Origin of the sequence: Flavihumibacter cheonanensis (assembly GCF_022352215.1) — a bacterium.
GTDB lineage: Bacteria > Bacteroidota > Bacteroidia > Chitinophagales > Chitinophagaceae > Flavihumibacter > Flavihumibacter cheonanensis.
In genome coordinates this window covers 574798-586007 of sequence record NZ_JAKRWF010000003.1, presented here as the reverse complement: position 1 = coordinate 586007, position 11210 = coordinate 574798, and the positions used below count along the sequence as shown (strand labels likewise).

Below are 11210 nucleotides of genomic sequence, written 5' to 3'. Positions count from 1 at the left end.
GTGCTGCCCATACCCGGGAGCACCTGGATAAAGCCATTACAGCATTTACCAAAGTGGGCCGGGAATTGGGTGTATTGTCAAAATAAGAAATAGGCTATTTAGAGGCAATCATGCTGATTTCCACGTTCACATTTCGGGGTAACCCTTTAACAGCAACCGTTTCACGAGCAGGATAATTACCGTCAAAATACTTACCATAAACTTCATTAACCGCCGGGAAATTGGCCATGTCAGTGAGAAAAATGGTGCTTTTGACTACGTCTGCAAAATTGTAACCGGCCGTTTCCAATACGGCTTTCAAATTTTGCATCACCTGTTCTGCTTCACCGCTGATATCGGTTGCTTCAATGGTATTTGTTGCAGGATTGATTGGCACTTGTCCTGAAATAAAAAGGAAATTGCCCAGTTGTACGGCCTGGCTATACGGGCCAATGGGGGCAGGAGCCAGCTCTGTTTTGATAATCTTTTTTTCCATTAGGTAAAAATAAATGCTTTGTACTTTTGATTATGAGGATTCCTCCAATTAAAGTAGCTATTCTGAACAACAATCGACAGGATCTGTTCCCGGCCCATTGCGAAGCGCCTGTGGAACTGGTATGGATGGATAACCTGGAATCATTTCTTGCATTTCCGGCTGACCTTTTTATAGACCTGGATTTTGATGGCTCTGCACAACGTATGGAAAATCTGGCAAAATTGAAAAGGCCAATCGCTGTAAATGCAGTTAACTGGCCTTGCAGTAAGTTGCCTCCGGGATTTGTCCGAATAAATGGATGGCCCGGATTTACACATCCTGAATTGGTGGAGTTGGCATTTACCCAGGATCTGCTTCCGGTAGAATTGGATTATTTCTTAAAAGCATGTGGTAAAACATGGATGAAAGTACCTGATGTAGCAGGCATGATCCGGCCGAGAATCCTTGCTATGATTCTGAATGAAGCCTGGATGACGTTGGAAGAAGGCATCAGTACCAGGGAAGAGATCGATATCGCTATGAAACTTGGAACAAATTACCCAATGGGCCCTTTTGAGTGGACCAGCCTGATTGGAGAAAAGAATGTTTTGCAACTATTAACCATACTGGCTGGAGAAAATCCTGCCTATAAACCTTCCAGGCTGCTGGAACAATCATTACTTCCTTCATGAGCTGTTTGTTAACCATTGATACCTCACTTGAAACCGCCCTGCTTTGTATTTCACGGGATGGAGAACTCTTAAAGGCCAGCTCAAATCATTCGCAGAAAGATCATGCGAGCTGGCTGCAGCCAGCTCTGGAAAAGCTTTTACAGGATACCGGTATTTTATTGTCTGAGTTGAACGCTATTGCGGTAGTTGCTGGTCCAGGGTCCTACACTGGCCTTCGGGTTGGGATGGCGAGTGCAAAAGGTTTGTGTTATGCTTTGAAAGTTCCAATGATCCTGTTGGATAACTTGTATATACTGGCTGCCTCTTATTTGCATCATAACGGTAAAGGAATCGTTTGTCCCATGATCGATGCAAGAAGAATGGAAGTATTTACCGCAGCTTACGATTCCTCCAAAAATAGGCTGATGGCACCTACTGCCCTGGTATTGGAGGCAGACAGTTTTAATAACTGGATCAACGTTGAACCTGTTTTTTTCATTGGAAACGGTGCCGCGAAATATAAAGTCCTGTTAAAATCGGCGAATGCTTTCTTCCCTGACTGGCAGCCCGGACCAATGGATTTTGTGAGAATTACACAGGAAATGTACGATAGATCGGAATTTGCTGAACTTGCTTATTCGGAACCATTTTACGTAAAAGCTTTTTATGACCCCGTAAAAGCAAAATCCTGATGTATTTTAATTAATTGCTATGTAAATTTGCTTGTTAAGGTTAAGGCTAAACATTTAAATCCCATCTGAGACATGAACACAGTAGCAGGAAATTATCTATTGGTTAATGAGGCGGAAGGCGCTGAAATGAAGGTTGATTTCTTACATGTAAAAAAAGCAGCACTCACGCTCAGAGCAATGAATCACAAATTGCGCCAGCAAATCATGAAGTTGTTGGAAGAAAATGACAAGTTAACCGTTACAGAGATTTATGTACGGTTGCGTCTTGAGCAATCTGTTGCTTCTCAGCATCTTGCAATTTTGCGCAGAGCGGGCATTGTGAAGACTGAGCGCGATGGTAAATTCATTTATTATCGGCTGAATGAACCGCGCATCGTTGAAATCAGTCGTTGTGTTGAGGACATTATCAGCTAAACCCTCGTTCAATTTTCTTTAGAGGCGGGTACCTACACGGTTTCCCGCCTCTTTTTTACCTTTGCGCCATGAATAGTAACCGGATCAGTGTTGAACAGCTCTCTTCCTTAATCGAAAAAGAGCCCTTATATATGTTGGATACAAGGCCAGCAGATGCTTTTGTGGAAAGATTTATCCCTGGTTCTGTCAGTGCCGGAAGCAGTGGGAAGTATGATAAATGGATTGTGGAAAACATAGCTGATCCGTTGGTTGTATTGATTAGTGAAGCCGGAAACGAAGATGAAGCAATTGCTCGTTTTCAAACGGCTTTCCCTTCCATTTCCTGGAAGGTATTGGATGGCGGGTTTGAAGCCTGGGAAAAAGCATCTTGTCCTTTAGATATGATTATTGAGGTTGAAGCAGATGAACTGGCGCTCGATCTTCCTCATGATCCTAGTCTACAGGTAATAGATCTTCGTGGAGAAGAAGAATTTGAAGCTGCACATGTAACAAAGGCCCAGCACATACCATTGGCCGAACTAATTGACCTGGCCACGATTGCGAATTTTGATGAAGACCAGCAGCTGTATCTCCATTGCGGAGGAGGGCAGAGAAGTATTCTTGCTGCGAGTCTAATCAAAAAACAAGGAGTTCACAACCTTCGTGTGGTGGCAGGAGGCTTCGATGCTATTCAACGGGAAAAATCTATTCCCATTACACAGAAACCAGGCCATTCCTGATTGCAAAAGTTACCAGTCCTACACGTGTTTTGATATGTAACTTATCAAAAAGTGTATCGCGATAGCCATCAATGGTACGCGGACTCAGGTACATTTTGCTGGCGATTTCTTTATAGGTCATTTCTGTACAGGCATACCGAAGGAATTCAATTTCCCGGTCGTTTAATACCGCCAGGGGATTGCGGTACTCTTCCGATTCATTGTCATCGTACTGGTTGATGGTGTGAATCAGCCGGCCAGTAACCAATTCTGAGTAATAATAGCCTTTTATCATCAGCGATTCCATTGCAGCATTCAGATCAACTGGTTCACAGTATTTCATAATATAACCTCTCACTCCTGCTTTGAACATTCGGATGATTGCATTTTCAGTATCATACATGGAAAGAGCCAGCGTTCGAATATCCGGGTAATTTCTTTTTAACCAACTAGCGGATGCGTACCCATCCATTTCGGGCATATTCACATCCATCAAAACCAGATCCGGCAAATTGGATGGATTGATCATTTGAATCATTTCGGTTCCATTGGATGCCTGAAAGAGTACTTCAAACCGGTTGAAACTTTGAACGGTGGAGGCTAGTCCATTTCTTAACAAAACATGATCATCTACCAAGACCACTTTAAATTTCTTGTCCATTCTCAATTGTGTTTTAGGTTATGAAAAATGGTACAGATCAGCAATACTCCCGATTAAACGGGTCGGCGGTGGTTTAGCAGAGGTTTATGGATGGGCTGCTTTTAATGGATCGACAGCCTGGAGCGGTGCAGGATCCAGGTCAATCCAGCGTTTCGCATATTCTGGTTTCCAGGATTTTTTCCATCGTCGATGGCTCCACAGCCACATATCCGGATGTTGATTGATGGTTTCTTCCAAAAAATTTCTGTATCGGCGGGTTAACTCCCCTTCTTCTAAGCCGGACGGATTTTCCTCCGCAATTTCAACGTGGAGATAATAATATCCCCTTTTGATTTTTGAAATACTTACAAATGCAACGGGTATATTCCCAGCTCGCGCACCTTTTTCAGGACCAGGAATAAACGGGGTGGGATGTCCGAAAAAGTTTAACCAATAGGCCTGGTGAACTTTTGATGGTACCTGGTCAGCCACCAGTCCAAGCAGGTATTGTGTGTCGCGGTAAGGCAACATACTGTTCTTCATGTCAGTTGCTGGCAAGAGGATAGTGCCGGTTTTGCTCCTTAGCTTGCGAAAAATTTTATCCATTGCCTTATTCTTAAGCGGCATATAGACACCTAAAAGTGGATGTTTGCAATAGTAACCATATGCAAGGTTTCCCAGTTCCCAATTAAAATTATGTCCCATATGAACCTGGCAGCGTAACCCTTTGTCGAAGAGTATATTGAATTTGTCGAACTCGCCCTTCATACGACTGGTTATGAATGGTTTGCCGGCAGAAATAAGTTTTAGTGTTTCGATAAATGTGTCAATAAAGTTGCGCTGAAATCTTTTTCTGATTCCCTTCCGCTCTTCGGCGGTCCTTTCAGGGAAAACAAGGTAGATATTCTGGTCAATTACTTTTCTGCGGTATCCCGCCAGGTCGAAGATCAGCCAACCCAGCAAATCTCCCAGGGCATACAATATCCTCAAAGGGATAAGTGATGCCAGGTAAAGAAGTCCATATAGTAAATAATACATGTTGATTGGCTGTTTGTACAAATGTAATGGGCTGATTCTCCCCCTCCAAGCGGGAAGGGGGGAGAAAAACACGGTATTTTCTGAAAATGGTCAGAGTACGATGTTTTGAAGAATCGGACTCTTTTCCGGGTAATCGGTGTTGAAATGTAGTCCGCGACTTTCCTTTCTGAACTGGGCTCCCTTGACAATCAGGTAGGCAACAGTGATCATATTGCGTAATTCGCAGAGCTGTGGGGAAAGGGTAGTACTTACGTACAGTTTTTCGGTTTCTTCCCATAAAAGATCCAGGCGGCGCATGGCTCTTTCCAGTCGGACATTTGTTCTTACAATGCCTACATAATCACTCATCAGTAACTGCAGTTCTTTCAGGCTTTGCGTAATCAGGATCATTTCCCTGGGATCGGTTGTTCCGGCGCTGTCCCAATCCGGTATAAGTGCAGGGTCGATCGATGTTTGTGGTAATTGGGATGCATCTTCAAACGCACGATGTCCGAATACCATTGCTTCCAATAAGGAATTGCTTGCCAGGCGATTGGCTCCATGTAAACCGGTTGAAGCGCATTCTCCTGCAGCATATAGGTTGCGGATGGAAGTTCTACCCCATTCATCGGTTTTTATGCCACCGCAACTATAGTGGGCAGCGGGTGCAACAGGTATCTGGTGTTGGGTGATATCTATCCCGATAGAAAGACATTTTTCATAAATGTTCGGGAAATGATGAATGAATTTGTCTTTATCCAGGTGGCGGCAATCCAGGAAAACATGTTCAGTACCGGTGATTTTCATCTCGGAATCGATAGCACGGGCCACAATATCGCGGGGTGCCAGGTCCTTGCGTTCATCATACCGTTCCATAAAGGCTTCTCCTTTTTTATTTCGAAGAATGCCACCATCACCCCTTACGGCTTCGGTTATCAGGAAAGCCTGACCGCCCACTCCTGGTTCGTATAGTGCTGTAGGATGAAATTGGATAAATTCCATATTCTCAATCCGGCCTTTGGCTCGGTAGACCATCGCTGTTCCATCTCCCGTTGCTATGGCAGGGTTGGTGGTGGATCGATAAACCTGACCATTTCCTCCTGTTGCAAGCAGAGTGGTTCCTGCGAGAATTTTCTCAATCTGGTTATTATTGGTATTGAGTGCATACACTCCATAACACTGAATGTCCGGTGTACTTTTAGTAACCAGGTAACCCAGGTGGTGCTGGGTAATCAATTCGATAACAAACCAATGTTTGTGGAATTCTATGTTAGTGAATTGCTGCACCTTTTCAATCAGTGCCCGTTCCATCTCCTTTCCGGTAACATCTTTATGATGCAGGATGCGGTATTCACTATGCCCGCCTTCCATACCCAGCATATAATCGCCATCAGCATCCTTATCAAATTTGGCACCCCATTCAATGATTTCGCTGATTCGCTGTACTCCTTCCTTTACAACTATCTCTACAATTTTTTCATTGCACAAACCATCACCTGCAATCAGGGTATCGTTGATGTGTTTTTCAAAACTGTCGTTCTCGAAATCGGTTACTCCCGCTATTCCACCCTGAGCATATTTGGTATTGGTTTCATCTGCAGCGGCTTTGGTTACAACGGTAATTTTTTTATCAGGAAATCGCTCCGCCATTTTAAGGGCATAGGTGAGCCCGGCAATTCCGGATCCGATTACTAAAAAATCAGTTTGTATCATGAGATGCGGGAAATTGATTTAACAATGAATAATTGTGCCAGGCCATAGGTCAGCATGATACCAACACCCGCCAGGGGAAATGGTTGTATGAACTGGTTAATAGCAAGCAGGCTATCGGATAACACAAAAAGTGCAGCACCGCAAATCAGCAGCAGTGCAGGATTTTCGAATGGTTTTGCATATACATGAAAGGAGGTTACCAACATACTGCCGATGGCGATGGCATATACCAAAACAGGAAGCCTGAGTTCATTGGGTAATGTCCTGAAAAGCCAGGCATAAAGCAAGCTACTATATACCAGTATTAAAATCAGCACCACCGGGTTCCAGCGTCCTTCAGGATTTCTACGTTTCCTGGCATTCAGAAATATCCAGGTGTATAACAATTGTGCAAGCTGGAAGCTGGCTAGTCCGGCCATAAAAAAACTGGTAGCCGATTGCATGAGGAAAACATCTCCCAGCCAGGAAAAAAACAATGCTGAAATTACCAGTTTTCGAAAGGGCGCTCCCGGCACTGTTATGGAAACGAAATAAACGAGCAACCAAACCATTAACAGGGGTTTCGTTACAAAACGTATTGTATCCCAATTATAAAAAATAGCCAGCAAATGGATTCCTAACAGTGTCAGGTAACCGATTTGCCAGCCATTTTTTGTTGCAGCTATGGGTTGGTTCATTAATAGCGGATAATGATTTCCATCAGTTTGGGAGAATCCAGCGCAGCAACGATATCCCCTTTAAGTGTAACTGTTTTTTTGTCTGCAGAAATTACCGCCCTGGGGTTACTTACTGATTTTACTTTTTTTGGAACTTTTACGGTCAGGTTCAGGCTCATGTCACCCATCATGGAAAACATTCCTTTGGATTCCTGGAGTTTGGGATCGCTCATCAGGCTATCATAGCGGGCCTTGTTCAATACTTTTTTGTATTCCCCATTACTGAAAGTGACATCGTACATGGAATTAATTTTTTCAATCCCTCCTCCGCTGCTTGGAATAGGGGCCGGTTGATCCGGACCGGGTTGTTGCCCACCCAAATTCTTGAGTGATTTGCCCATGACATCCAATTCATTCATGGCCTTGGTTAGTTTGTTCGCATCCGCTATGCTCTTAAAGGGAAAATTCATGTTGATATTAAACAGATTTTCCTTCATGTTCATTTGCAATTGCAGTTTCCCGTTGCGAAGCAGGGCTTTATTTTCGGCACTCAACTCCTGAACGGTGTCTACGATATCCTTCATCAGAATGGTAGTATCCATGGCCTTGTCCATACCATCTTTTTGCAGGTCTTCAGGAGAAGCAAAACCTTTCAGCATTTCAAATAGTTGACCCATATCGGTTCTGGCCGCCATTGTTCCTGAACCATCTTCCCTGATTTCCACCTCTTCTTCAATCTGGATACAGGCGGTGAAGAGTACCGTTACCAGGAAGGTGAGCAGGAGTTTATACTTTTTCATTTCTGTGGTTTAAAATTTGAGAACAAGTTAATTGGTTTCTTTGGTATCTATTATATAATGCAGGGTCAGTGTTTTTGTTTGGCCCGGCGCCAGTTCTATCAAACCGATTCCATTATTAAAACAATTCGGCGCCGAACTCAGGTTTTCAATTGCAATGCTTTTCCGGTCTGGCGGTGTATAAATCTGCAAATAAGGGTACTGTTCATCTGTAACAAACCGGATGGAGAGCCCGCTAGTCGGGTGGCTCCACTCACACACAGGCTGTCCGCCAGCTGGATCCAGTAAAAAGCAGTTATCTAACTCGGTATTTCCAAATGGTTTGCTTGCATTAAATGTTTGATAGGGTAGTATTCTTCCGGTTGGAATCAGTAACTCGCTGAACTCCAGCATACCCTTAGCCGGAAACCGCAGCCAGCAATCATTAATGCTTTCACTTAATTGAAAATAGGGATGCCATCCATCTGCCATAGGAATCGTTTGTTGATCACTGTTATGCAACATTGTCTGCACCTGAAGGGTATTCCCATGAAAGAGGGTATACAGAACCTGGCAGGTATACCGGAAAGGATAACCGGGATCTTCTGCTTCATACTGGTACTCAAACAGCGCGGAAGCAAAGAATTCAGTAGTTTTTTGTTCCCTTACGGTAAAGTTTTTGTTGAAAAGGAGTCCATGTATGGCCGATCCGTCCGGAAAGCGATTGTCAAACTGGTATCGATGTCCTTCCCAGAGGTAACTACCATTTTCAATCCGGCAGGGGAAGGGGGATAATTTACTGCTTTTATAACTGAGGGCCAGTTCCTGATCTAGTTCGGCTTTATTGGAGTAATTATTTATAATGTTAACCGGACCCATTCCAGCCTGAACTACGAATGCATGCAACATGGCTCCCTTTTCCGGGGCTATGGAAACGGTACAGGATAATTCATCATCATGCAGATGAATCAACTGAATACCTTTATGGTTGGAATGGGTGATGCGAAATCTCATGGAGCAAAACTACCTAACTTTGCGGCACAAATTTGAATTATGCGATATCTCCTTGGCTGGTTCCTATTGTCCGTCTGTTTGGCCTCCTGTTCACCCAATAATGTTACTGAGGATGCAGGATTAAAAAAGTTGCTGGAGACGGAAAAGCTGGATGGTGTAATTGGAATTTTTCACAACCTGAGTGGCGATTTTGTATTGAGCAACCGAAAAGTATTCCGTGATTCTGCTCTGGTCCCTGGATCAAGTTTCTATATCGTTCAGTCGCTGGTTGCAATTGAAACCGGTCGTTTAAAGGATGAACAATCGGATATTAATGGTACTACCCTGGAGCAGGCTTTTAAAGCCGATTCCCTGCATTTCTTTCAGGAACTCGCTGGCCGTATTGGTAGGGATACGCTGCAGCGATGGATCGATACCCTTGGTTATGCCCGGCGGTATGATACCCCGCGTATTGCCCGGTTGGATCGTTTCTGGATTGATAATTCCATCCGGGTTACAGCAGATGAGCAACTCGGAATTGTCAAGAAACTGTATTTTGACCAGTTGCCTTTTCAACGCAGAACTCATGCTATTGTCAGCAATATGATGTTGGTGGAAGACTCCACTGACAATAAGCTGGCGTATAAATTTTCGGAAGGCAGGAACGCGGATGGTACCCGCATTCTTTGGATACAGGGATGGAAAGAAATTCTGCAACACCCGCATTTTTTTGTTATCCAGTTGAAAACCAGGAAGGAAGGTGTTGATTTGAAAGCTGCCGGAAAAAGGATCATGGACCAGGTTTTGGCCGGCTTTTTGCCCTAAATTGCCATAAAACACCGAACCCTTGTTCCGATTTGAACATCCATATTGGCTGGCTGCCCTGATTCTGGTAGCTGTATTGGTTATGCTTTTTGTGAATGCGCAACGCATCCGTAAACAAAAGCTGGCCTTGCTGGGAGATCCGGACCTCGTTAAGGCTTTGACAGGGTCATTTTCTCCGGCCCGTCATATTCGAAAGTTTATCCTGGTACTGGTTGCGCTGATTTGCCTGGTATTATCTATTGCCAACCCCCAACTCAAAGGCGCGAGCCTGGACCAAGGTCGCCAGGGATTGGATGTAATGCTGATTATGGATGTAAGCAAAAGCATGCTGGCACAGGATATCAAACCCAACAGGCTGGAGCGGTCCCGTCAATTAATGAGCCTGCTGATAGACCAGTTGTCCAACAATAGGTTGGGTATGATCTGGTTTGCCGGAAGAGCCTATCTGCAGATGCCGCTGACCACCGATTTATCCGCAGCCAAACTGTTTTTACAGAATGCAGGTCCGGGTGCTGTTCCAACCCAGGGTACTGTAATTGGTGAAGCTCTTAAACTGGCGGGTAATTCTTTTAATACCAAGGAACAGAAATATAAAGCAGTAATTCTTATATCGGATGGTGAAGATCATGATCCGGAAGCACTGGAAGTAGTGGGGCGGCTGGTTGAATCAGGGGTTATGATTAATACGGTAGGAGTTGGCTCAACAGCCGGTACTTCTATCATTGATCCCGAAACCGGTGAAACCAAAAAAGATGCGAATGGCAATGTGGTAATCAGCAAGCTGAACGAAGAACAGCTAAGAAATCTGGCTGTGAAAGGAAATGGAACCTATGTTTTCCTGCAGGATCCTTCTTCAGCGGCCCAAACCCTGCTTGCGCAATTAGACGGGATTGAGAAAAAGCAACTGGAATCTTCCGACACTGTTCAATACAACAGTTTTTTCTATGTTTCGCTGCTGTTGGCTCTAATGCTTTTGATTACGGAAATGGTAATTAGTGAACGTAAAACGGTATTGCAATGAAAGGAAGTGCTTTTCTGATAGTTCTTCTGATACAAAGCTTCCTGGTAAGTGCTCAGTCATCCCATGTACGGGAAGGAAACAAGCTGTTCCGTGAAGGAAAATTCGATGAAGCGGTTGAACGCTATGACAAGGCCCTGCAGGAAAATCCGGCAGACCTTACGGCGATGTACAACCGATCCAATGCACTTGCTAAAAAAGGGGATAAGGCTGCCGCAATGGAAGGGTATGAAAAATTGATACATGCGGGAAAGGACCCCAGGATCCTGGAAAAAGCCTATTATGATAAAGGTGTATTGCATCAGCAACAACAACAGCTGGATGAAAGCATCCTGGCCTGGATGGAGGCGCTAAAACTGGATCCTGAAGATACCCAGGCCCGGGAAAACCTGCAGAAAGCATTAAGGGAAAAGAAACAGCAGCAGGAACAGGAAGAGAAAAAACAGGAAAACAAGCAAAAGGAAAACAAGGAACAGGAAAAGCCAAAACCCCAGCAAAGCAAACTGAATAAAAAGCAGGTGGAACAATTGCTGAAGGCGCTGGAACAAAAAGAGAAGGAGGTCCAGAAAAAAATGCAGCAAAAAGGCGGAAGTCCCACCCGACCTGAAAAAGACTGGTAACAACCAAGGGGTTTCGGTTGTTA

At 44.2% G+C, this 11210-nt stretch carries 14 protein-coding genes; 7 read left to right on the top strand and 7 right to left on the bottom strand.

Annotated features, from left to right (window positions below; translation table 11 throughout):
• Positions 1–94 precede the first annotated feature (94 nt).
• The gene (locus MD536_RS16425) at positions 95–475 is read right to left on the bottom strand and encodes a RidA family protein (protein WP_239602124.1); all 381 of its coding nucleotides are present in this window, start codon (positions 473–475) and stop codon (positions 95–97) included.
• Positions 476–507: 32 nt separating this feature from the next.
• Here MD536_RS16425 and MD536_RS16420 point away from each other — a divergent pair, with 32 nt between their 5' ends.
• From MD536_RS16420 to MD536_RS16405, 4 genes are all read left to right on the top strand, one after another.
• Positions 508–1146: a 3-hydroxyacyl-CoA dehydrogenase family protein gene (locus MD536_RS16420; protein WP_239602123.1), complete on the top strand. Its 639-nt coding sequence runs from the start codon at positions 508–510 to the stop codon at positions 1144–1146.
• Entirely contained in the window at positions 1143–1817 is a 675-nt protein-coding gene (gene tsaB, locus MD536_RS16415) for a tRNA (adenosine(37)-N6)-threonylcarbamoyltransferase complex dimerization subunit type 1 TsaB (RefSeq protein ID WP_239602121.1), read from the top strand. Before MD536_RS16420 ends, tsaB begins: the two co-directional genes overlap by 4 nt.
• 72 nt (positions 1818–1889) lie before the next feature.
• Positions 1890–2231 (top strand): ArsR/SmtB family transcription factor, encoded by a 342-nt coding sequence (locus MD536_RS16410; protein WP_239602119.1) that lies wholly within the window; start codon positions 1890–1892, stop codon positions 2229–2231.
• Positions 2232–2299: 68 nt separating this feature from the next.
• Positions 2300–2950 (top strand): rhodanese-like domain-containing protein, encoded by a 651-nt coding sequence (locus tag MD536_RS16405; protein ID WP_239602117.1) that lies wholly within the window; start codon positions 2300–2302, stop codon positions 2948–2950.
• Here the strand turns inward: MD536_RS16405 and MD536_RS16400 are convergent.
• The 6 genes from MD536_RS16400 to MD536_RS16375 all read right to left on the bottom strand — a co-directional run bounded on the left by MD536_RS16400 (position 2925) and on the right by MD536_RS16375 (position 8745).
• Positions 2925–3590: a response regulator transcription factor gene (locus tag MD536_RS16400; RefSeq protein ID WP_239602115.1), complete on the bottom strand. Its 666-nt coding sequence runs from the start codon at positions 3588–3590 to the stop codon at positions 2925–2927. The genes MD536_RS16405 and MD536_RS16400 overlap by 26 nt on opposite strands.
• 84 nt (positions 3591–3674) lie before the next feature.
• Entirely contained in the window at positions 3675–4607 is a 933-nt protein-coding gene (locus MD536_RS16395) for a lysophospholipid acyltransferase family protein (protein WP_239602114.1), read from the bottom strand.
• 90 nt (positions 4608–4697) lie between these two features.
• Entirely contained in the window at positions 4698–6299 is a 1602-nt protein-coding gene (gene nadB / locus MD536_RS16390; RefSeq protein ID WP_239602112.1) for an L-aspartate oxidase, read from the bottom strand.
• Positions 6296–6976: a lysoplasmalogenase gene (locus tag MD536_RS16385; RefSeq protein WP_239602111.1), complete on the bottom strand. Its 681-nt coding sequence runs from the start codon at positions 6974–6976 to the stop codon at positions 6296–6298. The genes nadB and MD536_RS16385 overlap by 4 nt, the downstream gene beginning before the upstream one ends.
• Positions 6976–7755, bottom strand: a complete 780-nt coding sequence (locus MD536_RS22280; protein ID WP_239602110.1) for a hypothetical protein — start codon at positions 7753–7755, stop codon at positions 6976–6978. Before MD536_RS22280 ends, MD536_RS16385 begins: the two co-directional genes overlap by 1 nt.
• A 27-nt stretch (positions 7756–7782) precedes the next feature.
• Positions 7783–8745, bottom strand: a complete 963-nt coding sequence (locus MD536_RS16375) for an aldose 1-epimerase (RefSeq protein WP_239602109.1) — start codon at positions 8743–8745, stop codon at positions 7783–7785.
• A 39-nt stretch (positions 8746–8784) separates the two neighbouring features.
• On the opposite strand from MD536_RS16375, the gene MD536_RS16370 reads away from it, so the two are divergent.
• From MD536_RS16370 to MD536_RS16360, 3 genes are read left to right on the top strand one after another with little or no spacing between them, the layout of a single operon-like run.
• Positions 8785–9549, top strand: a complete 765-nt coding sequence (locus tag MD536_RS16370; RefSeq protein ID WP_239602108.1) for a penicillin-binding transpeptidase domain-containing protein — start codon at positions 8785–8787, stop codon at positions 9547–9549.
• 22 nt (positions 9550–9571) lie between these two features.
• Positions 9572–10570, top strand: coding sequence for a vWA domain-containing protein (locus MD536_RS16365; protein WP_239602107.1), 999 nt, complete (start codon positions 9572–9574; stop codon positions 10568–10570).
• Positions 10567–11187 carry a tetratricopeptide repeat protein gene (locus MD536_RS16360; protein WP_239602106.1) on the top strand — a complete coding sequence of 207 codons (621 nt, stop codon included), beginning with the start codon at positions 10567–10569 and terminating at the stop codon, positions 11185–11187. The genes MD536_RS16365 and MD536_RS16360 overlap by 4 nt, the downstream gene beginning before the upstream one ends.
• The last annotated feature ends 23 nt before the right edge of the window (positions 11188–11210 follow it).